Below are 24914 nucleotides of genomic sequence, written 5' to 3'. Positions count from 1 at the left end.
AGCAGCGGTCGATGGGTTTCGCTGCGCTCTACGCCATCCTACGGACGATCCAATTCAGAAATCGCCCCAGAGCTGCTGCGCCACGCTGAGCGCCACCACCGGCGCCGTCTCGGTGCGCAGTACCCGCGGTCCCAGGCGGGCTGCGTGGAAGCCCGCCGCCTTCGCGGCCTCCACTTCGGCCTCGGACAATCCGCCCTCTGGGCCGATCAAGAAGGCCAGGCTGCCCGGCCTGGCATGGCCGGCCAGGGGCTCGGCCACCGGATGCAGGACCAGCTTGAGATCCGCCTGCACGTCGCGTTGCCAATCGGTCAGCGTGACCGGTGAATGGATCACCGGCAGTACCGAGCGGCCGCACTGTTCACAGGCGCTGATAGCCACCTGGCGCCAGTGCGCCAGGCGTTTGTCGGCGCGTTCATCTTTCAGGCGCACCTCGCAGCGCTCGCTGACGATGGGGCTGATCTGGGCGACACCCAGTTCAGTGGCCTTCTGGATCGCCCAGTCCATGCGCTCGCCGCGCGACAAGCCTTGGCCCAGATGCACCCGCAATGGCGATTCGGCCATGCCGGTAAAGACTTCGCGCAGCTCTACCCGCACCGTCTTCTTGCCGACCTCGACCAGCTCACCCAGGTATTCCTGGCCGGAGCCGTCGAACAGCTGCACGAGGTCACCGGAGGCAAGGCGCAGCACGCGGCCGATGTAGTGGGCCTGGGCTTCGGGCAGGTCGTGTTGGCCGAGGGCGAGTGGGGCGTCGATGAAGAAGCGGGAGAGGCGCATGGGCGTTCGGGCAAAGGGAGGACAGGCGCGCAGTTTAAGGCCTGGCGCGCCGTCCGTGTTACCCGTCAGCCTGGATCGCGATGGTTCGGGTGGAGGTCGGCGGCAACTTGCACGCTCACCGACTCGCGGGTGGCGATGTCGATGCCTTCACTGGCCACTTCGGCGAGAAAGTCGATCTGCTCCTCGGTGATCACGTAGGGCGGCAGGAAGTACACCACGTTGCCCAGGGGACGCAGCAGGGCGCCGCGCTCCAGGGCGTGCTGGAAGACCTTCAGGCCGCGACGCTCCTGCCAGGGGTAGGGCGTCTTGCTGGCCTTGTCCTGGACCATTTCGATGGCCAGCACCATGCCGGTCTGACGCACTTCGGCCACGTGCGGGTGGGCCGCCAGGTGCGCGGTCGCGGTGGCCATGCGCATGGCCAGTTTGCGGTTGGCGTCGATCACCCGATCCTGCTCGAAGATATCCAGCGTCGCCAGGGCGGCGGCACAGGCCAGCGGGTTGCCGGTGTAGGTGTGGGAATGGAGGAAGGCGCGCAGGGTCTGGTAGTCGTCGTAGAAACCCTGGTAGACGGCTTCGGACGTGAGCACGGCGGCCATGGGCAGGTAGCCGCCGGTCAGCGCCTTGGACAGCACCAGGAAGTCCGGCGCGATACCGGCCTGCTCGCAGGCGAACATGGTGCCGGTGCGGCCGAAGCCGACGGCGATCTCGTCGTGGATCAGGTGCACGCCGTAGCGGTCACACGCCTCGCGCAGCAGCTTGAGGTACACCGGGTGGTACATGCGCATGCCGCCGGCGCCTTGGATCAGTGGCTCGACGATCACCGCCGCGACTTCTTCATGGTGTTCGGCCAGGGTGCGCTCCATATGGGCGAACATGGCGCGGGAGTGTTCTTCCCAACACATACCCTCGGGCCGCACGTAGCAGTCGGGGCTCGGCACTTTGAGGGTGTCCAGCAGCAGCGACTTGTAGGTTTCGGTGAACAGCGCCACGTCGCCCACCGACATCGCCGCCACGGTTTCGCCGTGGTAGCTGTTGGTCAGCGTGACGAAGCGCTTCTTGCGCTCCCGCCCCTGGTTGCGCCAGAAGTGGTAGCTCATCTTCAGGGCCACTTCGATGCCGGAGGAACCGTTGTCGGCGTAGAACACCCGGTCCAGCCCCTTGGGCGTGAGCTTCACCAGTCGCTCGGACAGCTCTACCACCGGCTGGTGGCTGAAGCCGGCGAGGATCACGTGCTCCAGCTGGTCCACCTGGTCCTTGATGCGCTGGTTGATACGCGGGTTGGCGTGGCCGAAGACGTTGACCCACCAGGAACTGACGGCGTCCAGGTAGCGCTTACCCTCGAAGTCCTCCAGCCAGACGCCTTCACCGCGGCGGATTGGCACCACCGGCAGGCGTTCGTGATCTTTCATCTGGGTGCAGGGGTGCCAGAGCACGGCGAGGTCGCGTTGCATCCAGTCGGCATTGAGGCCCATGAGTCGTTCTCCTGTAGCGATCGGCGAAGCCTATGCAATGAGGCTGGCTCGGACAAGCAGGACGCACCCAACCACCCGGAAGGCACGTCTGGCCCGGCCGTTGGGGCTGGCGTATCCTGCGCGCCAATTTCGTATAACGCTGTTTCACCGGGGGAATCTTCATGCCTGCAGCCTGGCGCGTCTTGGCGCTGATCATCGTGGGAGGGTTCAGCGCGACGGCGCTGGCCAAGGACAAGCAGCCGACGGCCATCGTCATCGGCGGTGGCATGGCGGGCCTGACCTCGGCCTACGAGCTGCAGCAGAAGGGCTGGCAGGTCACCGTTCTGGAGGCCAAGCCGAGCATCGGTGGCCGCTCGGGCCTGGCGGCCAGCGAGTGGGTCGGCAGCGCCAAGTTGCAGCCCAGCCTCTACCGCTACCTGGACCAGTTCAAGCTCAAGGCCGTGCCCGCGCCGGATTACGTGCGCAATCCGGGCTACCTGGTGAACGGCCGTTACTTCTCCCAAGCCGACCTGCTCAAGGAAGCCCCGAGCACGGTGGAAGGCCTGAAACGCTTCGACAAGAGCCTGGACGACCTGGCCGCCTCCATCGACGACCCGCTCAAGCCGCTGGTCAATCACACGCTGCAGACCCTCGACTCCATCAGCGTCGCCCGTTGGCTGGAGAAGCTGAGCCTGCCACCCACCGCGAAGGCCCTGGTGGAGCAGCGCATTCGCTCCCGTTATGACGAACCCTCGCGGCTGTCGCTGCTCTACCTGGCCCAGCAGGCCCGCGTCTACCGCGGCCTGCCGGATACCGAGATGCGCGCTGCGCGCCTGCCCGGCGGCAGCCAGGGCCTGGCCCAGGCCATGGCCAAGCAGATCAAGACCATCAAGACCAACGCCCGGGTCTCGGCCATCGTGCAGGAGAAAGACGGCGTCACCGTCAAGGTCGATGGTGCCGGCTACCACGCCGATTACGTGGTGCTCGCTGTACCTCTGCCGGCCCTGGGCAGGATCAGCCTGACGCCGTCCCTCTCCGCCCTGCAGCTGCGCGCCCTGAAGGACATCAACTACGGCTGGCGCGACCAGATGCTGCTGCAATTCAAGAAACCGGTCTGGGGCAAGAGCCGCCTTTCCGGCGAGGTCTACAGCGACCAGGGGCTGGGCATGCTCTGGGTCGAACCGGCCCTCAAGGGCGGTGCCAACCTGCTGATCAACCTGTCCGGCGACAACGCCCGCCTCATGCAGGCCTTCGGCGACCGGCAGATGGTCGACCAGGTGCTGATCCGCTTCGACAAACATTTCCCGGGCGCCCGCGAGCAATTCAAGGGCTTCGAGCTGCGCCGCTATGGCAAGGACGCCCTGGCCGGTGGCGCCTACCTGGCCTATGGCCCCGGCGAAATCAGCCTTTACTGGCGCATGTGGGAGAAGCCCCTGGGCCGCGTGGTGTTCGCCGGTGAGCACACCGACGCGCTTTATCCAGGCACCCTCGAGGGCGCCCTGCGCAGCGGCCAGCGTGCTGCCGCCCAGGTCATCGACCTCAAGGCCGGCAAGGCCGTTGGCCCGGTGGAAGCAGTAGCCGAGGCCAAGCCCGAAGCGGCACCCAAGACGCCCATCAAGGACGAGAAGAAAGGCTTCTTCTCCCGTCTGTTCAACTGAGTTGTATCCCCGGCGGCGAGCTCATCGCCGCCGGTCCCCCTCCTCACACCGTTCGGCCGCGGCTGACGAGCTATCAGGCTTTTCTTTCGACAAAAGTCGGCAAAGTCCCTCTCGTTATAAAGATCGTTTTACTCGATATTTCAAAGCAAAATTTTCCGCTTTAATTCGATAGATTTACCGCTAGGCTTTATCACTCGCGTTTACCCAGCCTGTGTTTTCCAAGGACGTCCTCCATGCAATGGCGTAATTCCCCGTCTCGCTTCGGCCTGGTCAGTATTCTTCTGCATTGGGGGGTGGCCATCGTCTTCGTCGGCCTGTTCGCCCTGGGCCTGTGGATGGTCGGTCTGAACTACTACAGCAGCTGGTACAAGACCGCCCCGGACATTCACAAGGGCGTCGGCATCCTGCTCTTCCTGGTGATGCTGGCGCGCATGGCCTGGCGCTTCATCAGCCCGCCGCCGCGCGCTCTGCCGAACCACGGACCGATGACTCGCCTGGGCTCAAAGGTTGGCCACCTGGTGCTTTACGTCGGCCTGTTCGCCCTGATGATTTCCGGTTACCTGATCTCCACGGCCGAAGGTCGCGGCATCGCCGTGTTCGGCCTGTTCGAAGTACCGGCCACCCTGACCGCCATTCCCGATCAGGAGGATGTGGCCGGCGCCATTCACGAATACCTGGCCTGGGGCCTGCTCATCTTCGCCGGCGTCCACGCCCTGGCCGCCCTCAAGCACCATTTCATCGATCGCGACGCGACCCTGACCCGCATGCTCGGTCGCGACGCCAAATAACGCTGCAACCTCTCAACAAGGAGATTTACCGATGCTGAAGAAAACCTTCGCTGCGCTCACCCTCGGTGCCGCACTGTTCGCTGGCCAGGCCATGGCCGCCGACTACGTGATCGACAAGGAAGGCCAGCACGCCTTCGTCAACTTCAAGATCGGCCACCTGGGCTACAGCTACATCTACGGTACTTTCAAGGATTTCGACGGCACGTTCAGCTTCGACGAGAAGAACCCGGAGGCCAGCAAGATCAAGGTCACCTTGAAGACCGCCAGCGTTGATACCAACCACGCCGAGCGTGACAAGCACATCAAGAGCGGTGACTTCCTGAACGTCAGCAAGAACCCCACTGCCACCTTCGAGTCCACCGCGGTCAAGTCCACAGGCCAGGGCACTGCCGACGTAACCGGCAACCTGACCCTCAACGGTGTGACCAAGCCGGTAGTCGTCAAGGCCAAGTTCGTTGGCCAGGGCGACGACCCGTGGGGCGGCTACCGCGCCGGCTTCGAAGGCTCGACCACTATCAAGCTGAAAGACTTCGCTATCCAGAAGGACCTCGGCCCGGCCTCCCAGGAAGCCGAGCTGATCATTTCCTTCGAGGGCGTGCGTTCCTAAGCACGCTTTCCTGCAGTACCAGAACGCCGGCCTTGAGCCGGCGTTCTGTTTTGTGGGCAGAAAACTGACCTGGTGGGAGATTCCATGTCAACGCCTTGGTCACGTAGGGTCGATGACGCCTTTCCATCCACCAGCGGCGTTATGCAGAGCCTCGAATGGTGGACCGGAAAAGCGTGGTCCACCCTATGGCTGAAGACCATCCTGCGGCGTTGAGGCCCTGAGAGCGAATTCATTCACGGCTGAGATCGTTCACACTGGGAAATGCGCTCCTCGCGGAAACGAAAACGCCGGCACTGGGCCGGCGTTTTCATGAGCAGTTGAAACTCAGCGATTGCGGGTCAGCAATGCCGGCTTCTCGCCGCGCGGGCGGTTGCTCTGTTGCAGTTCGTCCAGTTGCTCCGGCGTTGGGAAACGGTCGGTGCGGGACTCTTTCATGATGATCTTCGGTGCCGGCTTGTTGGCCCGCGGGTCCTGCACGGCCGGCTCGTCGCGACCACGAGACACCAGTTGATCTTCGCCACGGCGCGGGCCATTGCCACGGCCTTTGGCGGGCTTGCCCTGGCGCTGCTGGCCTTGTTTCTGGCCCTGCTTCTGGCCACCACCGCCCTGGCGCGGAGCCGGGTTGCTGCCCTGGCTACGGCTCTGACCGCCGCCGCCACTGCGGCCCTGACCCTGCCCCTGCGGACGCGGTGCCTGGCCTTGGCCCTGACCGCCACGGCGCTGATTGCGTCCCTGGTTCTGGCCCTTGGGTGGGTAGGGGCTGACGTAGTCGACGCGGTTCCCGAAGTTGTCCACCTCGTCATCGAGGAACTCTTCCGGATCGCGATCTGCGTTGGACTGCTGCGGACGTGCCTGCTTGGGTTGCTGGGGCTGGGGCTGTCGTTGGCCGGCAGCCTGTTGGCCTTGTTGGCCTTGTTGGCCTTGCTCCTGGCCTTGGCCCTTACCCTTGCCACGGCGGCGATTGCGGCTCTTGCGCTCCTTGCCTTCGGCACCTTCACCGGTGGTGTCCTTGGACTCACCGGCAGCCTGGTGTGCCGGGGCCTTGCCTTCGCGCTTGGGTTTGTCGGCGCGCGGCTGGCGTTCGGGGCGCGATGGGCGCGCTTCTGGGCGTTCGGCTTCGACTGTCGCCGGGTCGAAGCCCTGGGTGTCGCCGTCCGGGATCTTCTGCTTGGTCAGGCGCTCGATGGCCTTCAGCAGTTTCTCTTCATCCGGCGCTACCAGGGAGATGGCTTCACCACTGCGGCCGGCACGGCCGGTACGACCGATACGGTGCACGTAGTCTTCTTCGACGTTGGGCAGCTCGAAGTTGACCACATGGGGCAACTGGTCGATGTCCAGGCCGCGGGCGGCGATATCAGTGGCGACCAGGATGCGCACGTCGTTGGCCTTGAAATCCGCCAGGGCCTTGGTGCGCGCGTTCTGGCTCTTGTTGCCGTGAATCGCAGCAGCGGCCAGGCCGTGCTTGGTGAGGTACTCGGCGAGCCGGTTGGCGCCGTGCTTGGTACGGGTGAAGACCAGTACCTGCTCCCAGGCGCCGACCGTGATCAGGTGCGCCAGCAAGGCGCGCTTGTGGCTGGCGGGGAGATGGAACACGCGCTGCTCGATGCGCTCCACCGTGGTGTTCGGCGGGGTTACCTCGATGCGCTCGGGATCATGCAGCAGCTTGTTGGCCAGGTCGACGATGTCTTTCGAGAAAGTCGCCGAGAACAGCAGGTTCTGGCGCTTGGGCGGCAGCTTGGCGAGGACCTTCTTCACATCGTGGATGAAGCCCATGTCGAGCATCCGGTCGGCTTCGTCGAGCACGAGGATTTCCACATGGGAAAGGTCGACTTTGCCCTGTCCGGCCAGGTCGAGCAGACGACCGGGGCAGGCCACCAGCAGGTCCACGCCCTTGGACAGGGCCTGCACCTGGGGATTCATACCGACACCGCCGAAGATGCAGGCGCTGGTCAGGCTCAGGTCACGGGCGTAGAGCTTGAAGCTGTCGTGTACCTGGGCCGCCAGTTCGCGGGTGGGGGCCAGTACCAGTACGCGCGCCTGGCGCGCGCCGTGGCGCTGGGATTTGTCGTGGTGACCGTTGGGGAACAGCAGTTCCAGAACGGGCAATGCGAAACCGGCAGTCTTGCCGGTACCAGTCTGGGCAGCAACCATCAGGTCGCGGCCTTGCAACACGGCGGGAATGGCCCGCTGTTGCACGGGGGTGGGCTGGGCGTAGCCGGCAGCTTCGACGGCGCCGACCAATGCCTCGGAGAGACCGAGGGAAGCAAAGGACATGGGAAATCCTGTGTAGTTCTAAGGGGCTGGCCCAATAGGGTGATCGTGTCTGGCTAGAATCGCGGCGATGGCGCGCGGTCCCGACCGGTCCTGCTGGCCGAAGGGATGGCTCAGCGTCCGGGCGTATGCCTGACGGAGCGCCGAGTATAACAGCTCCTCGACAATGTACAGCCCTTGTGGTGCTCAACGGTTACCAGAGATGTCTCCACCGGGCTCCTGGTAGCGCGCTACCAGCCGTGCATATTCGGGTTCCCGCTTGAAGCGCCGCAGCGCTTCGCCGAAGCGTTCGGCCAGGCCTTCCAGGCGCGGCAGACGGCGGAATGCGAGGTACAGGTGGTCGCGACTGATCACGTGGGCGTGCTGACCCACCTGGTCTTCGAGCCCCATCTGGTGGAGCAGGAATTGTCCTGCCCGGCGGTCGTTCACCACCAGGTCGACCCGGTCGCGCACCAGCTTTCCGAGGTTGGCCTCGTGGGTGGGCGCCGGCTCGCGAATGAACAGCGGCGAGGTGCGGAAGGCCTGGTCGGCGTACCAGTAGCCGGGGGAGACACCCACTTTCAGACCCTGAAGATCGGCCAGGCGCTGGAAGGGATAGGGCCGTTGCCGGGCGTAAAACAGCACGAACTCCACTTGCGACAACGGCTCGCGGGGAAAGGCCATCTGCTTCTCGCGCTCCCGGTTCTGGAAAATATCCAGCACCGCATCGGCCGATCCGCTCTCCAGCTCCACCAGACAGCGCTTCCAGGGCATCAGACTCCATTGCACCTCGATTCCCAGACGCCGGAATACGATGGCGCTGGCCTCGTAGTCCAGGCCGCGGGGCTGGCCGTTCTCCTCGTAGATATAGGGTGCCCAGGGCTCGCTGACGATGCGCAGGGGCTCGGCCTGGACGGCTGAGCCGAGGCTGGCGAGCAGGGTGAGGAGGAGCATGCTGAGTAATGGCATGTGGCCAGATTACGTGGCCGCAAGCGCCGTGGGTAGTACGCCAAGGGTCAAAGAACCGAAGCTGTGACCGCCTTCGCGACTGAATCGCGCAGGCGGATACAGCCACCATCAACCCAGCGGACTGGCCAACCCGGCCAGGGTCTGGTCCAGCACCTCGCGTGCTTGACCCAGGACCTCTCGTTTCCAGCCGTCCTGTTGCGGGTAGAAGGCGCCACGCAACCGCTGCTTGATGCGTTCGCGTGTCTTGGGGGCGGTGCCCGGATTGTTCTGCAACCACTGCTCGGCGCGCAGCGCGGAGAGTACTCTGCGTCCCGGCAGCGTGCCGTATTCCAGGGTCAGGCCGTTGTATTCGGCCTGTTCGCACTCGCTTATCACCATCTGGTCGAGGGTGCCATTGAGCTTCGCCGATACCGAGGTGCCTTCGGCGCTGTTGGTCACCTGGGGCCCCCACCAGCGGCGGGCGCGGGCGATGGCCGCGGCCTGTTGATGCCCTTTGTAGATGCGTTCGCCAACCCCATGGGGGCCGAGCCCGGTGTGCACGTCGATCCAGGCGATGCGCTGACATTGGCGTCCGTATTCACGCAGGACGCGGCGCAGCGTGAGGTTGCTCCAGGTCGGCCGGGTTCCGGCGAAGAACAGCCCATGCGGGTCACTGTGCTGGCCGCGAGAAATGGCGCTTTGCAGGCTCTTCTTGCCATGGCGCAGGGCATAGCCGAGCAGGCGCAAGTCGTTCAGCAGGTTCGGTCGCAGCAGCCAGGGTGCTACGGCGCGGTAGTCGGGGTTGTCGGCCAACGGCTGGGTGAAGTCGAGAAAGTTGCGGTTCAGGTCGACGTTGTCCTCGTTCACCCGGCGCAGCCAGGAAAAGCCGTAGGGGTTGAGGGCGTGAAGGTAGAGCACGGCGAGGTCGTCTCGTCGGCAACGCGCGGCCCAGGCCTCGTCGCGCAGGCGGTCGATCTGGATCGCCGAGCCGCAGAATCCCTCGACACCGTGGCAGCCGCTGCTGAGCACCAGCAGGTTGGCGGCATCTCGCGGGCCGCTGTAGGCCAGGTCCAAGGCCAGATGCTCGTTGTCGCAACCGCGCAAGGGGTGCAGGTGGGACTCTACGGCGAGGCCGCGCTGGCCACAGCTTTCAAGGAATTTGCGGCGGGCTTCGGCGTAGTCGCCGGAGAAACAGGTCAGGTCCATTTCAGGTTCCGTGTCATGCGCCCGTGGACGTTCACGGGCGCGGCCGTGCCCGGGCACTGGCTTGTGGCCGGTGCCTGGCGACGGCACTCAGGGCAGGGGAGCGGTTGGCGACCGGATGGGCCACCGCGCTGGGCGCCGGTCGGCGCGGGTCAATCAGGCTGCCGGGATCACCACCCGGCCGACGCTGCTGAGGCGCTGGCCGAGTTCCACGGTATCGATCTCGATCTGCGTGCCGAACTCGGCGGACAGTGTCTGCAGGCGCTCGAGGATGCGTCGCGCCTGCTGCTGGTTGTCCGCGCTGTCGAAGGCCAGGCGCGGGATGCCGCGTTCGGCGTCACGCCCGTCGAAACCCAGTTCGATGGGGTGCAGCAGCAGTTCCTTGAGGCGGCCATCCGTATTGAAACGGCATTCGGCGACCACACTTTCGAACCAGATCGGCTCGCTGAAGATGCCCACCACACGCTTCCATTCGAGGAACTCGGCCGGGGTGGAGATCCGCGGGTTGGTGATGCCCTTGGGGCCGACGATGGCTTCGGCGGCCATCCATTCCATCTCCTCCCACTCGTCGCGGGCCACGACCTGCTGGCTGTTGTCCATGAAACAGAAGTTGCCCAGGGAGTAGAGCAACGGTTTGCCGTTGTAGACTTCGATACCGCGAATCTGGTGCGGGCCGTGGCCACAGAGCATATCGGCACCGTTGTCCACCAGGCTGCGCGCCAGGGTCGGCAGGTAGTTGGGCACTTCGGTGGTGAAGTTGTCCGGCTCGTGGGTGTGCTGGGCGACGATGGCGAAATCGGAAGTTTGTTTGGCTTGGCGCAGGTTCAGCAGGATTTCTGCCTGGTCACGCTTGTCGCACTCATGGTGGATGCGCAGCGAGCCGGCGGCGGCATTCGGATCGACGCGATAGTGCAGGGCCATCCCCAGGTGCACGCTGTGCTGGCCGTAGAGGGCTTTCAGCAGGTAATGGTCCTGGAAGGCCTCCTGGTCGTTCAGGCGCTTGAGCACGGCGAAGTCTTCAGCCGACACCAGGCGATGGGGCGTGGTGCGCAACGGGTTCAGGCCGGGGCGCGGCGGCACTACCCCCAGCCCGTCGTTGGCCGGCGAATTGGCTTCAAAGGTAGTGGCGTAGGAGATCAGCGACACCCGCGCCCGGTCGGTGTTGACGAAAGCCGGCGCCCGGGCGGCCGCGAGGCTGGCGCCAGTACCGGCGTGGGTGATGCCGGCGGCATCCAGCAGTGCGTTGGTCATGCGCATGCCGGCCGCGCCCCAGTCCAGGGCGTGGTTGTTGGCGCGGGCCATGAGGTTGAAGCCCAGCGAGGCGAGGTCCGCCGGCGCGTCCGGGTCGCTGATCAGCCAGGCGAAGCCGGACTCGGCTTCCGGGTGGCCGTCGTAGGTCTTCAGGTCGATGGCCGAGCCTTCGTAGTTGCCGACCACCACATCGCCGCGACTGAGGATGTCCAGCAACTCGGGGGACTTGCGCTTGAGCTTGTGGGCGATGGCGTGGGTGATAATGATGTCGCCCACGGCGATCACGCAGAAGCCGTCCTCGACCTCGGCCTCGCGCCAGGAGGGTTTCAGTTCCAGGGTGGCCGGCCGCTGCTGCGGAGCGCTGATACGTTGATGCATGAAGCGTGATTCCTGACTTAGGCCTGGCACGGGGCCGGCGTGTTGGCGGATTCGGTGGAGTGAGTGGCGATCTGAGCGCGGCTGCGTTCCGGGTCGATCAGGCGCAGGCCGAGCAGGCCGCCGGCGACCAGGGCCAGGCCGAACAGCCCGACAGCCAGCTCGAAGCCCCTGGCGATGTCGCCGCCCTCCCAGCCGACAGCCTGGCCGACCACATGAGGCGCGAGCATGCCGGCGCTGGTCATCAGGCCGATGTGGATGGCCAGCATGCTGCCGCGTTGCCGGGGCGGGGCGATGAAGGCGACGATGCTGTTGGCGAACGCCGGCAGCAGGTTCACCAGGATGCCGCCGACCAGGTACAGCGCCAGGGTCGCGGTCAGGCCCTGTTCGACGAAGCCCATCAGACTCATGGCAAGGCCAGCGACCAGGCAGGCCAGCATGGGGGGCGCGACCATTGCCAGGCGTACGCTGGCGCCGCGCTTGAGGGCGCGCTGCGAGAGGCTGGAGACCGCCAGATTGAGCGCGATCACGCCGACGGTGGCGGCCATCACCACGTAGCCGGACTGCATCGGCGTCATCGCGAGGCCCTTCTGCAGGTACACCGGCACCCAGCTGTAGATCAGTGCAGTGGGCAGGTAGCTGCAGAAGCCGGCCAGGGTAATGAAAACGAAGGTGCGGTTGAGCAACAGGTGGCGATAGGGGGCGGTGCCGCCGGAGGCTTCGTCCTCGGCATCGTCATGCTGGCCTTCGCGTCCGTACACCAGCCATAGCACCAGCCACACCAGGCCGATGGCGGCCAGGATCAGGTAGCCCACCCGCCAACCCAAGTGCTGGATCAGCAGCGGCAGCGATAATGCGCCGGCAATCGCGCCGAGCATGATCGCCACCTGGATCAGCGCCGACGGCAGTACCCGTTCGCGCGGTGCGTACCACTTGAAACAGGCGTGCTGGGTCACCGCGGTGCCCGGCCCGCAACCGGCGCCGAGCAGCATGCGGCTGGCCACCAGGGCGAAGAAGCTGCTGCTGAGGGCGGTCAGCAGCTGGGCCACCATCCACACCACGGACATGCCGGCCAGGATGCCGCGACTCGGCAGGCGGTTGGCGAGAAAACCCACCAGCACGCCGGAGATGGAGTAGAGAAAGAAGAACGCGCTGCCGATGAAGCCGAACTGCTCGGGACTGAGTTTCAGCTCGTCGATGATCTGCGGGCCGGCGAAGGCGAAGATGCTCTTGTCCAGCACGCTGATGACCATCACGGCCATCAGTAGGGCCACCACCAGGGGGCGGCGGCTGTCGGAAGGGACGCTCATGCTTGGGTCTCACTCAGGTAGGTTTCCACCAGGCGTGCCCAGAGGCTGGCGCCGAAGGGGATGGCGGAGTCGTTGAAGTCATAGCCGGGGTTGTGGACCATGCAGCCGCTCGGTCCGCTGTTGCCATTGCCGAGCACCATGTAGCAACCGGGGCGCACCTCCAGCATGGAGGCGAAGTCCTCGCTCCCCAGGTAGCCGCTGGGCACGCTGGTGAGCACCGCCTTCTCGCCCACAAGGCCGCGTGCTACCTGCTGCAGCAGCGTGGTCTCGGCCGGCGTATTGACCAGCACGCCGATGCGCTCGTCGTAGTCCAGGTCCAGCTCGATACCGTGGGCAAGGGCGATGCCCTGGCTGATTTCGGTGATGCGCCGGCGCAGCAGCGTGCGGATGTCCGGGCTGGTGGAGCGCACGCTGAGTTTCAGGGTGGCCACGTCCGGGATCACGTTATGGGCTTCACCGGCCTGGATGGCGCCGATTGTGATGACGCCTACCTCGCCGGCCGGCACGTTACGCGCGACGATGGTCTGCAGCGCCAGGACCAGTTCGGCGGCGGCGACGATCGGATCGCGGGCCTTGTGCGGCATGGCACCGTGGCCGCCGACACCGATCAGGCGGATGGTCGCCACGTCGGACGAGGCGCTCATGGCCCCCGGCTGGCTGACGAACATTCCCACTGGAAGCCCCGGCATGTTGTGCAGGGCATAGACCGCATCGCAGGGAAAGCGCTCGAACAGGCCGTCCTCGATCATCCGCCGGGCCCCGCCCAGGGTTTCCTCGGCGGGCTGGAAGATCAGGTTGAGGGTGCCGTCGAACTGGCGCGTCTCGGCCAGGTAGCGGGCGGCGCAGAGCAGGATCGCGGTATGGCCGTCATGGCCGCAGGCGTGCATCTTGCCGGCTTCGCGGCTGGCGTGGGGCACGCCGCTTTCTTCCAGGATCGGCAGGGCATCCATGTCCGCGCGGATGCCGATGCTGCGGTTGCCGCTGCCGTGCTTGAGGACACCGACGACGCCCGTGCCGCCGATACCCTCGAAGACCTCATAGCCCCATTGCCGCAGGTAGCCGGCCACCAGCTCGCTGGTGACGTGCTCCTCGAAACCGAGCTCGGGATGCTGGTGGATCCGTCGCCGAATCTGCGCGAATTCATCCTGCCAGGCCAGGATCTGTGGGATCAGCTGCATGGTTTGCCCTTGTTGTCGTGGTCAGCATGGCGCGCAGCATGCCGCAGCCCGAGGGGGCCGGGATAATCACCTCTGGGCATGCATATCGGCTTTGGTTATGCACGCGCTGCCAACGGGCAGCGCAGGTCACAACGGGGCTGGCGAGATTCAGGGGGCGGGGTTGAGCAGCAGGCTGGCCTTGGGCGCATGGGGGTTTTTGTAGGCGTAGACCAGCTCATCGGTGAGGGCCTTGGCTTCGCGGGTCATCAACTCCTGGTCACGGCACACCAGGGAGATGTTCATTGGAGGCACCTGCTCCACCAGATCGAGCGTCTCCAGTTCCTGGCCAAGCTTGCGCACATGGTCGAGCACGCGCAGCGACCAGTAACTCACCGCGTCGGTGTTCAGCGCCAGTTCGGAGAACAGCACCACCGAGGCGCATTCGATGACCCGTTCCGGTGGCTCCACCTGATAGGTCTCGAACATCCAGCCGACCCGCGACTGCTCCAGCGAGTCCTGCAGCAGCCATTCCTGGTCGCGCAATTCGCCCAGGGAGCGGGCATGGCGCAATGGGTGGCCCTTGCGTACGGCGAGCACGGTGGGCTGGGTGAACAGCTCGGTCCAGTGGAATCCATCGCTGCTACGGGAAGCCGGTAGCGAGGTGAGCACCAGGTCGAGCAAACCTTCGCGCAGGCCTTCCATCAGCTTCGACGGGCGCAGTTCGTGAATCTTCACCTGCACCTTGGGGTAACGCTTGCGGTAACGGTTGAGGCTGGCAATGAACTGCGCACCCGGGGTCACCGGCGAGACGCCGATGGAGACTTTGCCGTCCATCACACCCTTGAGGGTTTCGATCTCGTCGCGGGCGCGACGCACTTCTTCGAGAATCAGCCGTGCACGGCGTACCAGGCGTTCGCCGTACTCGGTCAGGGTAATGCCGCGGTTGGAGCGCACCAGCAGCGGTACGCCAAGCTCGGCCTCCAGCTCCTTGATGCCCTTGGACAGGGCGGGCTGGGAAATATGGAGCAGCCGCGAGGCTTCCTGGATGCTGCCACTCTCGCAGATCGCGACGATGGCGCGGAGCTGGTGCAACTTCATGAACGGGCCCGGGTGGTTGAAGAGTTGGCCGACTTTAAGGCAAGAAGCGGGCCTGGTGCTGTAAAGAGAAGTTTCAGCGGTGCGACGTTGCCGGGAATTCCCGGACTTCATCCGGGTGATGAAATGTTTCTCCTGTGCGGGCGATTTCAATGGCTCTGTCTGGCTTAGGTGTTTCAAGCAGATGCATTGGCCGTAGGCGCTGGCAAGCCAGCGCCTGCAAAGCTCTTGGCCCGATGGTAAATCTCTCGCAATACCTGACGCAGACATAGCGATATCAATTGCCCGTACAGGGTGTCCTTGGGCCGAGCCAGCCACGAAAAAGGCGGCCCGAAGGCCGCCAAGGTGGAGCGCGTTGCGATCAGCGGATACCGGTGGCGCGCAGGGCGTTGGGGGTGAACTGCTTGCGGCTGTAGTTGATGTCGAACTGGTAGGCGTTCTTTTCCTCGTTGTAGAGGGCGTTCACCGCGTAGCGACCGGATTGCACGTCGTAGTGTGTTTCGGCGTTGAACAGCGGCATCTGCTGGTCGTAGAAGAAGCTGGTGTGGCCTTCGGAAACCCGCCACAGGTTGCCGCGACCGTCGTAGGCGTCGGCTTCGGCGGCTTGCCAGCTGTCCTCGTCGATGTACAGGTCGCGCCGCGAGTAGATGTGGCGCTGGCCTGGCTTCAGGGTCGCGGTCACGTGCCAGACGCGGTGCAGTTCGTAGCGGGTGTGCTCGGGGTTGAGGTGGCCGGGCTTGATGACGTCGCTGTATTTCAGCTTGGGCGAGCCCAACTTGTAGGCGTTGTAGGGGATGTACAGCTCCTGTTTGCCTACCAGTTTCCAGTCGAAGCGGTCCGGCGCACCGTTGAACATGTCGAAGTCGTCCAGGGTCCGCATGCCTTCGGCGCCGGGGCTGTCGTAGGCGATCTGTGGGGCACGGCGCACGCGGCGCTGACCGGCGCTGTACTGCCAGGCCATGCGTGGTTCCCTGACCTGGTTGATGGTCTCGTGGATCAACAGCACGCCGCCGGCCAGGCGAGCCGGGGAGAGAAATTCCTCGCGGTAGAAGTAGAGGATGTTCTCCATCTCCTGCGGCGAGTAGTCCGACAGACCCACCGGATAAGCCAGCTGCTGCTTCACCAGGCTTGGGGTGAAGGCGCCGTTGGCCTGGGGCGAGGCCTGCACCACCTGGCGCTGCAGGGACAGACCGCGGTAGCGGCCGATGTGGTTCCAGATCACCTCCAGGCCGTCCTTCGGGATGGCGAAGGGCAGGCCGCCGCTCTTGTAGTGCTGCAGGCCGTTGCCGTTCTCCGCCAGTTGGGTGTTGCCGGCGTTCTCGCGGGTGGCGTCCAGGTAGCCCTGGGGCAGGGTGATGGAGCGGCGAGTCGGGTAGACCGGTATGCGGTAGCTGTCCGGGTAACGCTTGAACAGCGCCAACTGGCCGGGGGTCAGCTTGTCCTTGTACTGCTCGACATTCTGCGCGGTGATGGTGAACAGCGGTTGGTCGGCGGCATAGGGGTCGGAGAGGAAGCCGTCGGCGTCGCGCTGGCCGGCGTCCTTGGCCAGGCCACCGGTCCAAGCCGGAATGCTGCCCTCGGCATTACCGGCCTTCTCGGCCCCCATCGGGGTGAGGTCGGCGCCAAGGCGCGCAACCTGGTCGGCCGGCACCGCGGCCAGCGCCTGGGTGGCGAGCAGGCTGAGGCCGATGCAGCCGGCGCGCAGGAATCGTGAATCGATCATGTTCAGTTTCATGTGCAGGGACCTCAGAAGCTCGCGCCGACGCTGAAGGCGAGGAAGTCGCGGTCGGTATTGGTGTTGAAGTCGCCGCCGAAGTAATCGGTGTAACTCAGGCTGGCGGTGTAGGTGGACAGGTAGTCGGCGTCGAGGCCGAGGCTCACTGACTGGTTGCCTTCGGTGAAGGTCGGGCCGTAGCCGTCGACGTCATGGGAGAACGCCAGGTTGGGCTTGAGGTTGATCCCGGCGATGGCGTCGTTGAACTCCAATTGCGCGCGCAGGCGGTAGCCCCAGGAGTTGTCGGTGTAGAAGCCCTTGTCGGTGCACTGGTCCGGATTGGTGGTATTGAGCAGCGCGGTGCAAACGGTGTTGCCGGTGCTGCCCAACGCGGATGCCGAACTCGGCAGGGCGCCGTTGCCGAACACGCTGCTGCGGCCGAAGCGCAGGTCCGAGCCATCGCTGGAGCCGAGGTCGCCGATATGGCTGAAGCCCACTTCGGCCACCAGGTTCAGGCGGTCGGCGGCCAGTACCTGGTCGAAGGTGTGCACCGCGGTGACCTGGGCCTGGCTGAAGGGCATGCGCTTGTAGCCCTGTACGAGGCTGCCGGCGCTGGTGTCGGCCCAGTCGGTGTCGAAGATCGCCAGGCCATCGAGGTTCAGCAGGCCCACCAGGCCGCCGACGCTGGCGGCGGTCGACACGTCCGTGCCGTTGAGCGACAGCGGCATGTTTGGCCGGTGACTGATCTCACCCGACAGCGCCGTGCCATCCGGCAGGGTTGTGGCGAAGCTGATGCCGTAAAGGCGGATGTCCTCGGGGTAGGCCAACTGGTAGCGCGCTGTGGCAGGGCCCGGGGCGCCGCTGATCGCCGCCAGGCTGGGCGCGCCGACCGTCCAGACGCTTTCCGGCGTACGGCTGTGGTAGTTCATGGCGTAGAAGCCGAACTCGGTATCGTTCAGCGCCGGTACCAGCCAGCGCATGGCCACGCCGAACTGGCCGCCGTCGCGGGCTTCGTCATCCGGAAGGCGCGGCACCCAGCCGTAGCGGGCCGGGTCGCGGTCGAAGTCGGTGCCGAAGGTGGTCATGCCGAGATCGCAGCCCTTCGGCGCGGTATCGCTGCCGAAGAAGGTGCCGCAGTTGTCCAGTACGGTCTTGTCCCACTCCAGTTGGTAGAAAGCTTCCACCGAGAGGTTCTCGGTCAGGCCCTGGGTGGCGTAGAGCATGTTCACCGGGATCAGGCCTTCCTTGATCTCCGAGCCGGGGCGGCGGAACGCGGCGACGTCGGTCGGGTTGATGGCGTTGATGCCGTTGGCGATGAAGGTGCTCTCGCCCCAGCTCACCACCTGCTTGCCGGCGCGCGCGCTGCCGGGCAGGTCGCCGATCAGGTAGTTGTGGTAGACGAACGCGTCCAGCAGTTGGGCGCCGGACGACTTGGCGGCGTTATCGCGGCCGCTGTCGTCGATGTCATAGAGCGGACGGTGTTCGTCCTTGAGCTCGAAGTCGTACCAGTACTTGCCACGCAGGAAGACGCCAGTGTCGCCGTACTTGAGTTCGAGGTCGTGGATGCCCTTGAAGATCTTCGAGAAGGTCTCGCCCTTCTTGAAGTTCAGCCGGCCGTCGTCGCTGGTGCGGGTCGAGGCGGTGCCGCCATTGGCCTTGCCGATGAAGGCCTTGTCGGCATCGTCCATGGCCCAACTGGCGCCGATGGACAGCGACGAGTCGAAACGGCCCTCGATCTCCCCGATGTTGAAACTGGCGGCCTGTGCCGGTAGCGCGCTGGACAGTGCTACAGACAGGGCCAGGGCGCTGGGATATATGGCCCCCGCGCCTGTTGTTGTTCTTTTCATGATGCTCTCCGCCTGGTCAAAGAAGGCCCGCGGAAAGACCCGCCGGGCTCACGCTTCTTTGCAGCCTGATGACAGGTGCGGGGGCATCCTAGGTAAGGGGGCGGCGTCCTGACTTCTGAATAATCCTTATGCCCATAGCCAAAGGTGAGGATGGCGACGGTGCGGTTGGCGACGCGGTGCAGGCGGGAGCCCGGAAACGCTGCTCCGGTGGGCGCTGGCAACGCATAGCCCGGAGTTATTCCGATAAGTAGGATGAAAGACGGATGCGGTGTTCCGGGCTGAGTTGGCGCGTGTTGTGGGAGCGAGCTTGCTCGCGACGGCCGCGCTCGGGGCTGTTCGCGAGCAAGCTCGCTCCTGCACGGCCATGCAGATGCGGAAAAGAAAAAGGCCGGGACAACGCCCGGCCTTCTTGTCTTCTACAAGGAACTCAACGCGGCAGATTGAGGTTCTTCCAGATTGCCAGGCTCGGTTCGGCCTGGTTCAGGGTGTAGAAGTGCAGGCCGGGAGCACCGCCCTGGAGGAGCTGTTCGCACATCTCGGTGATCACCTGCTCGCCGAAGGCCTGGATGCTCTGCGTGTCATCGGCGTAGGCCTCCAGTTGCTTGCGGATCCAGCGCGGGATTTCCGCGCCGCAGGCGTCGGAGAAACGGGCCAGCTTGCTGTAGTTGGTGATCGGCATGATGCCCGGGACGACCGGGATGTCCACGCCCAGCTTGCGTACGCGCTCGACGAAGTAGAAGTAGCTGTCGGCATTGAAGAAGTACTGGGTGATCGCGCTGCTGGCGCCGGCCTTGACCTTGCGCACGAAGTTGGCGAGGTCGGACTCGTAGCTGCGCGCCTGCGGGTGAACTTCCGGGTAGGCGGCGACTTCGATGTGGAAGTGGTCACCGGTTTCGGCGCGGATGAACTCAACCAGTTCGTTGGCGAAGCGCAGCTCGCCGCTGGCCATGCCCATGCCCGACGGCAAGTCGCCACGCAGGGCGACGATGCGCTGGATGCCGGCATCCTTGTAGTGGGCCAGCAGGGCGCGCAGTTCGGCTTTGCTGTCGCCGACGCAGGACAGGTGCGGCGCGGTGGGCACCTTTACCTCGCCGTCCAGCTGCAGCACGGTCTGCAGGGTGCGGTCGCGGGTGGAGCCGCCGGCACCATAGGTGCAGGAAAAGAAATCCGGCTGGTAGCTGGCCAGGGTGCGGGCGGTGGCCATGAGTTTTTCGTGCCCGGCTTCGGTCTTTGCGGGGAAGAACTCGAAGCTGTAACGGCGTTCTTGGGACATTGAAGACTTCCTTCAGTGGCAGACCTCAAGCTGCGGGAAGAACCTTCCCCGCAGCTTGCTGCCCATGGCTCTTAGTAGCGGTAGGTGTCCGGCTTGAAGGGGCCTTCCACGGTCACGCCGATATAGTCGGCCTGCTGCTTGGTCAGCTGGGTGACCACGCCGCCGAAGCCCTTGACCATCTCCAGAGCCACTTCTTCGTCCAGCTTCTTCGGCAGTACTTCGACGGTCAGGCGCGCGGCCTTGTCGGCGGCCGACAGGTCGGCGAACTTCTGCTCGAAGAGGTGGATCTGCGCCAGCACCTGGTTGGCGAAGGAACCGTCCATGATCCGGCTCGGGTGACCGGTGGCGTTGCCCAGGTTCACCAGGCGGCCTTCGGCCAGCAGGATCAGGTAGTCGTCGTTGAGCGGGTCGAAGCCGTCGTTGCCAGTGCGGTGGATCTTGTGCACCTGCGGCTTCACTTCTTCCCAGGCCCAGGTCTTGCGCATGAAGGCGGTGTCGATCTCGTTGTCGAAGTGGCCGATGTTGCACACCACGGCGCGCTTCTTCAGGGCCTTGAGCATGTTGGCGTCGCAGACGTTGACGTTACCGGTGGTGGTGACGATCAAGTCGATCTTGCCCAGCAGCGCGGCATCGACGCTGGCTTCGGTGCCGTCGTTGAGGCCGTTCTTGTACGGGGAAACGACTTCGAAGCCGTCCATGCAGGCCTGCATGGCGCAGATCGGGTCGACCTCGGAAACCTTCACGATCATGCCTTCCTGGCGCAGGGACTGGGCCGAGCCCTTGCCCACGTCGCCGTAGCCGATCACCAGGGCCTGCTTGCCCGACAGCAGGTGGTCGGTGCCGCGCTTGATGGCGTCGTTCAGGCTGTGGCGGCAGCCGTACTTGTTGTCGTTCTTGCTCTTGGTCACCGAGTCGTTGACGTTGATCGCCGGGACTTTCAGGGTGCCGGCCTTGAGCATGTCGAGCAGACGGTGCACGCCGGTGGTGGTTTCTTCGGTGATGCCGTGGATCTTCTCCAGCATCGCCGGGTATTTCTTGTGCAGGATCTCGGTCAGGTCACCGCCGTCGTCCAGCACCATGTTGGCGTCCCACGGCTGGCCGTCCTTGAGGATGGTCTGCTCGATGCACCACTCGTACTCTTGCTCGGTCTCGCCCTTCCAGGCGAACACCGGGATACCGGCGGCGGCGATGGCGGCAGCGGCCTGGTCCTGGGTGGAGAAGATGTTGCAGGAGGACCAGCGCACTTCAGCGCCCAGGGCGGTCAGGGTTTCGATCAGCACGCCGGTCTGGATGGTCATGTGGATGCAGCCGAGGATCTTCGCGCCTTTCAGCGGCTGCTGGCCCGCGTACTTGCGGCGCAGGGCCATCAAGGCCGGCATCTCGGATTCGGCGATGATCAGCTCGCGGCGGCCCCAGGCGGCCAGGGAAATGTCGGCGACCTTGTAGTCGGTGAAATCGGCAGGCGTCATGACAGCGCTCATGCGTGAGTCTCCATTCGTAGTGTGCGAATGGGCGCCGTTGATGCGTTTGTCGACCGGCGGGCTGCCGACCGGGTCTACGCCCCTTCCGAGCCTGACAGGCGGAACCTGATTCGAAACAGGCACCACGTGCTGCAGCGCCCCTCGGAAGGGAGGCGGGAACGACCGGGCTGTGCCGGTCGTTTGAAAAAACCTGCGGATTATAGCGGTGCTGGCGGGCAAGCCCAAGGTTTTCCGTCGCCCGGACGGGTGCCTATCGCAGCCATTGAAACCCTTGTTGCGACAAGCGTTGGCCGTGCGTTCATGATGCATCCCATCTCACACAAGGAGGACGCTGTATGAATTTCCATACGCGCAAATGGATCAAGCCCGAAGACCTCAACCCCAACGGCACCCTGTTCGGCGGTAGCCTGCTGAAGTGGATAGATGAAGAAGCGGCTATCTACGCCATCATCCAGCTCGGCAATCAGCGCGTGGTCACCAAGTTTATCTCCGAGATCAATTTCGTCAGTTCGGCGCGCCAGAGCGACATCATCGAACTGGGCATCACCGCCACCGAGTTCGGCCGCACCTCCATCACCCTGTGTTGCGAGGTGCGCAACAAGATCACCCGCAAGAGCATCCTGACGATCGACAAGATGGTGTTCGTGAACATCGGTGAAGACGGCCTGCCGGCGCCCCATGGCAAGACCGAGATCACCTTCATCAAGGACCAGTTCAAGGAATAGTCGTGCATTGGCCCGGGCGCATTTCGCTTGGGCAGGCCGGCCATGGCTGGCGCTGGCGCGACGGGGCAGGCTGGCACGCCTGTCCCTTACTGCGCGGAGCCGCCATGACCCTTGCCTACTGGTGCGTACTGATCGCCCTGTTCCTGCCTTATCTCTCCACCGCCACGGCCAAGTTCACCGGGGGCGATTTCGGCCTGCGACAGAACCACGATCCGCGCAGTTTTCTCGCCGGCCTCGACGGTTGGCGCAAGCGCGCTCACAACGCCCAGCTCAACGCCTTCGAGGTCACGCCGGCCTTCGCCGCGGCTGTGATCATCGGCCATCTTGCCGCCGGCGCCAGTCAGGACACCCTGGACGCGTTGGCAGTGGCCTTCATCGCCAGCCGAGTGCTGTATTTCATCTGCTACCTGGCCGACTGGGCAGCCCTGCGTTCCGTGGTCTGGTTCGCCGGTATGCTGCTCATCGCTGCGTTTTTCTGCGTCGCCGCTTGACCCCGGCCGGCGCACCTGGGGATTCAGCGCAGCAGCGTCTGCTCGGCCGCCTGCAGCTCGGCGCGGGTCGCCACGAGTAGGATAAAGCGTCTGTTCATCGGTTTTTCCTCCAGTCGTGGGGGGTGCCATTCTGGCTGGAAGAGCCGGCTGGTGCGGGTTGGATTGTCTCTTCATTGATCTGCGACAAACTGTCGCCAGGCTTGGTATTTGCCGGACAGGTGGGGATACTGTCGCCCGCCGTCAGCCCTACCCGTGATCCTGCCGATGAATGCCAAGACGCTTCTGATCGTTGTCACCGCTTGCCTGGGCCTTGCCGCCTGCGGTGGCGTGGACCCCAATTCGCCGCTGGGCAAGCGCCAGGCGATCTTCAAGGACATGCTGCGTACCAGTGAAGACCTCGGCGGCATGCTGCGTGGCCGCATCAATTTCGACGAGCAGCGCTTCGCCACTGGCGCGACCAAGCTGGATCAGCTCTCCCGTCAGCCCTGGCAGCATTTTCCACAGGTGCAGGAAGGCGACGCCGACAGCGCCGCCCGCGATGAGGTCTGGCAACGCGAGGAGCGTTTCCAGACACTCGTTCGCGAGTTGGAAGCCAGCACCGGGCAGCTCGCCAGTGCCGCCCAGGCCCGCCCGCTGACCGCCCAGAGTGTGGCGCCCCTGGTGCAGAAGGTCGAAGACAGCTGCGAGGCCTGCCACAAGGAGTTCCGCGCTTACTGAGGTGCGGAGAATCCGTCTACCCCGGCGCTCCGGAGCCGCGCTGCCAGCGCCTGAACGTCTGGATGCTGAAAGAAGGCTTCCAGCCTGGCAGCCTTGATCGGTCCCAGGCCTTCGCGCGTTTGCCAGTCTCGTGCAGTCCTGCTGCTGAGCGTCGCCCAGTTGCCCTCCAGCCGTGCTGCGCCCGTGGGCGGCAGGCCCAATGCGGCCAGCCATCGCGCGAACGGCCTTGCGCGGGCATCGTCGAAACGCTGTGCCAGTGCGCTGGCGCGTAGTGCGCCGATGCCCGGCCTGGCTTCCAGTGCCGCCACGTCGAGGTCCAGCCAGTCCAGCAGCCCGGTCAGTTGCAGGCGGGCCCAGGTGCCACGCCCCATTCCTTGCAAGGCCAGCCCCCTGCGGCCGCCCAGCCATTCCAGGCGCGAAAGGAACTGCTCGTGGCAGTCAGGTTCCGGGCGAAAGCAACTGAGGGCGTGATACTGGCCAGCCGCTGGTGCTTGCACTTTGGGGCGCTCGGCGGCACGCAGCACCACGGAATCCAGCTGCGGAATCGTCAGGCCGGCCAGGGCGATGGCCACCTGGTCGCCGGGGCGGACGTCCAGTGCTCGCCAGCGTTTCAGGGAGCCCAGCCCGACGCGCTGGATGCGCCGGCCATCGAGTTCGACCGGCGCCAGCCTCAGCAGTGGCGTGACCCGACCGGTGCGACCCACCTTGAACTCCACCGCGCGGACTTCCGCCAGGGCCTTGGTGAATGGGTATTTCCAGGCCACCGCCCAGTTCGGCGGTTGCGGCTTCCACCGTCGCGCCGCCGGTCGCGCGCCCTGGCGAATGACGATGCCGTCGCTGGCGAATGGCAGCGGCGAGCGATACCAGCGTTCGCGCCAGGCGGCGATGTCCTCGGCGCTGGCGACGGGGTGAGTAAGCCCGATGGCATCTGCGAACCCCATTGCCTCCAGGCCTTGCAGGCGCTTTTCCATCCGCGCAGGGCCGTCTGGCCAGTCCCAGACGAAGAGGCCAATGCCGCGGGCGTCGCGTTCTTCCAGTTCGCGTCGATTGAGCAGCCCGGCCACTTTCCCGCGCGCGCCCTGACCGCCATGTTCCGCCTGCACGTGAGCGTCCAGTCGCCAGTAGAGTTCGCCCTGCAGTACACCATCGCCGATGCCGGCCAGCTGCGCTGGAATGGCGGCGATGCGCCGTGCCTGGTCGGTCCAGTCCTGTCCGTGGTCGCCGTCGCCCCGGCTGATGGCCTGCGCCAGCCACCCCTGGCGGTACACCAGGGTGACGGCCACGCCATCCACTTTGGGCTGGACCCACAGGTCGCGGCGTTGTCCAAGCCAGCGGCGCAGGTCGTCGATGTCTCGCAGCTTGTCCAGGCCGGTCTGGGACACCGGGTGGCGGGCTCGGCCGGAAGCGCCGGCAAGGGGATCGTGGGTCGGAGGTGCCTCGGCGGGAAAGCAGTCGCGCAGCAGGTCCAGGCGTGCGCGGCTCTGGTCGTAGAGCTCGTCATCCACCGGCGAACGGCCCTTGCGGTGGTACTGGACGTCCCAGTCGGCGATGCGCTTGTCGAGGGCGGCGAGCTCGGTGCTGGCGCGCTCGCTTGGCCAGTCCGGGCAGGCGTCGGCCAGGGCGAGGCAAGGCAGGAGATAGGGAAGACATATCCAGGTTTTCATGGCGAGCCTCCGTGCTCGTGGGGGAGGCGGCCAGTCTAGGCAGGGTACTTGTCGGCGGGAGCTGAATTGCGTGTCCGTCCGGGCGCGATTCGTTGTGGGGGAAAGAGCAGCGCTGCGAAGAGCCCAACAAAAAGC

20 protein-coding genes and 1 riboswitch are annotated in these 24914 nt (G+C 65.1%); of the genes, 6 read left to right on the top strand and 14 right to left on the bottom strand.

Annotated features, from left to right (window positions below):
• Positions 1-54: 54 nt before the first annotated feature.
• On the bottom strand, positions 55-774 hold the full coding sequence (locus tag E8F20_RS10675; RefSeq protein ID WP_280283697.1) for a 16S rRNA (uracil(1498)-N(3))-methyltransferase: 720 nt from the start codon (positions 772-774) through the stop codon (positions 55-57).
• A gap of 65 nt (positions 775-839) precedes the next feature.
• Entirely contained in the window at positions 840-2246 is a 1407-nt protein-coding gene (locus tag E8F20_RS10670; protein ID WP_280283696.1) for an adenosylmethionine--8-amino-7-oxononanoate transaminase, read from the bottom strand.
• Between the two features lie 161 nt (positions 2247-2407).
• Here E8F20_RS10670 and E8F20_RS10665 point away from each other — a divergent pair, with 161 nt between their 5' ends.
• The 3 genes from E8F20_RS10665 (at position 2408) to E8F20_RS10655 (ending at position 5278) form a co-directional block, all read left to right on the top strand.
• Entirely contained in the window at positions 2408-3883 is a 1476-nt protein-coding gene (locus tag E8F20_RS10665; protein ID WP_280283695.1) for a flavin monoamine oxidase family protein, read from the top strand.
• 233 nt (positions 3884-4116) lie between these two features.
• Positions 4117-4671, top strand: a complete 555-nt coding sequence (locus E8F20_RS10660; RefSeq protein WP_280283694.1) for a cytochrome b — start codon at positions 4117-4119, stop codon at positions 4669-4671.
• Positions 4672-4702: 31 nt separating this feature from the next.
• A complete protein-coding gene (locus tag E8F20_RS10655; RefSeq protein ID WP_280283693.1) occupies positions 4703-5278 on the top strand; it encodes a YceI family protein in 576 nt (191 codons plus the stop codon).
• A 324-nt stretch (positions 5279-5602) separates the two neighbouring features.
• Here E8F20_RS10655 and E8F20_RS10650 read toward each other — a convergent pair whose 3' ends face one another.
• From E8F20_RS10650 to ahcY, 11 genes are all read right to left on the bottom strand, one after another.
• The gene (locus E8F20_RS10650; protein WP_280283692.1) at positions 5603-7552 is read right to left on the bottom strand and encodes a DEAD/DEAH box helicase; all 1950 of its coding nucleotides are present in this window, start codon (positions 7550-7552) and stop codon (positions 5603-5605) included.
• 183 nt (positions 7553-7735) lie between these two features.
• Positions 7736-8497 (bottom strand): transporter substrate-binding domain-containing protein, encoded by a 762-nt coding sequence (locus E8F20_RS10645; RefSeq protein ID WP_280283691.1) that lies wholly within the window; start codon positions 8495-8497, stop codon positions 7736-7738.
• Positions 8498-8605: 108 nt separating this feature from the next.
• Complete coding sequence (locus E8F20_RS10640) at positions 8606-9682, bottom strand: M14 family metallopeptidase (protein WP_280283690.1); 1077 nt, start codon at positions 9680-9682, stop codon at positions 8606-8608.
• 153 nt (positions 9683-9835) lie between these two features.
• Positions 9836-11308, bottom strand: coding sequence for a CapA family protein (locus E8F20_RS10635; RefSeq protein ID WP_280283689.1), 1473 nt, complete (start codon positions 11306-11308; stop codon positions 9836-9838).
• Positions 11309-11325: 17 nt separating this feature from the next.
• Positions 11326-12615 (bottom strand): MFS transporter, encoded by a 1290-nt coding sequence (locus tag E8F20_RS10630; RefSeq protein WP_280283688.1) that lies wholly within the window; start codon positions 12613-12615, stop codon positions 11326-11328.
• Positions 12612-13793 carry a M20 aminoacylase family protein gene (locus E8F20_RS10625; RefSeq protein ID WP_280283687.1) on the bottom strand — a complete coding sequence of 394 codons (1182 nt, stop codon included), beginning with the start codon at positions 13791-13793 and terminating at the stop codon, positions 12612-12614. Before E8F20_RS10625 ends, E8F20_RS10630 begins: the two co-directional genes overlap by 4 nt.
• Before the next feature lie 147 nt (positions 13794-13940).
• Complete coding sequence (locus E8F20_RS10620) at positions 13941-14870, bottom strand: LysR substrate-binding domain-containing protein (RefSeq protein WP_280283686.1); 930 nt, start codon at positions 14868-14870, stop codon at positions 13941-13943.
• Between the two features lie 358 nt (positions 14871-15228).
• Positions 15229-16590, bottom strand: coding sequence for a DUF1329 domain-containing protein (locus E8F20_RS10615; protein ID WP_280283721.1), 1362 nt, complete (start codon positions 16588-16590; stop codon positions 15229-15231).
• A gap of 23 nt (positions 16591-16613) precedes the next feature.
• A complete protein-coding gene (locus tag E8F20_RS10610) occupies positions 16614-18428 on the bottom strand; it encodes a DUF1302 domain-containing protein (RefSeq protein WP_280283685.1) in 1815 nt (604 codons plus the stop codon).
• Positions 18429-18855: 427 nt separating this feature from the next.
• Positions 18856-19701: a methylenetetrahydrofolate reductase [NAD(P)H] gene (gene metF / locus E8F20_RS10605; RefSeq protein WP_280283684.1), complete on the bottom strand. Its 846-nt coding sequence runs from the start codon at positions 19699-19701 to the stop codon at positions 18856-18858.
• Positions 19702-19772: 71 nt separating this feature from the next.
• Entirely contained in the window at positions 19773-21182 is a 1410-nt protein-coding gene (ahcY, locus tag E8F20_RS10600) for an adenosylhomocysteinase (RefSeq protein ID WP_137823103.1), read from the bottom strand.
• A 22-nt stretch (positions 21183-21204) separates the two neighbouring features.
• Positions 21205-21331, bottom strand: a riboswitch (S-adenosyl-L-homocysteine riboswitch).
• A gap of 186 nt (positions 21332-21517) precedes the next feature.
• On the opposite strand from ahcY, the gene E8F20_RS10595 reads away from it, so the two are divergent.
• The 3 genes from E8F20_RS10595 to E8F20_RS10585 all read left to right on the top strand — a co-directional run bounded on the left by E8F20_RS10595 (position 21518) and on the right by E8F20_RS10585 (position 23115).
• Positions 21518-21907, top strand: coding sequence for a hotdog domain-containing protein (locus E8F20_RS10595; protein WP_028629575.1), 390 nt, complete (start codon positions 21518-21520; stop codon positions 21905-21907).
• A gap of 104 nt (positions 21908-22011) precedes the next feature.
• Complete coding sequence (locus E8F20_RS10590) at positions 22012-22398, top strand: MAPEG family protein (protein ID WP_280283683.1); 387 nt, start codon at positions 22012-22014, stop codon at positions 22396-22398.
• 264 nt (positions 22399-22662) lie between these two features.
• Positions 22663-23115 carry a cytochrome c gene (locus E8F20_RS10585; protein ID WP_280283682.1) on the top strand — a complete coding sequence of 151 codons (453 nt, stop codon included), beginning with the start codon at positions 22663-22665 and terminating at the stop codon, positions 23113-23115.
• On the opposite strand, the gene ligB is transcribed toward E8F20_RS10585, so the two are convergent.
• Complete coding sequence (gene ligB, locus E8F20_RS10580; RefSeq protein WP_280283681.1) at positions 23109-24779, bottom strand: NAD-dependent DNA ligase LigB; 1671 nt, start codon at positions 24777-24779, stop codon at positions 23109-23111. The genes E8F20_RS10585 and ligB overlap by 7 nt on opposite strands.
• Between the last annotated feature and the right edge of the window lie 135 nt (positions 24780-24914).

This window comes from Pseudomonas sp. BN415 (assembly GCF_029871195.1).
Lineage (GTDB): Bacteria > Pseudomonadota > Gammaproteobacteria > Pseudomonadales > Pseudomonadaceae > Metapseudomonas > Metapseudomonas resinovorans.
Note: the sequence above shows the minus strand (reverse complement) of the source record. Positions and strands in the feature narration are given on the sequence as shown.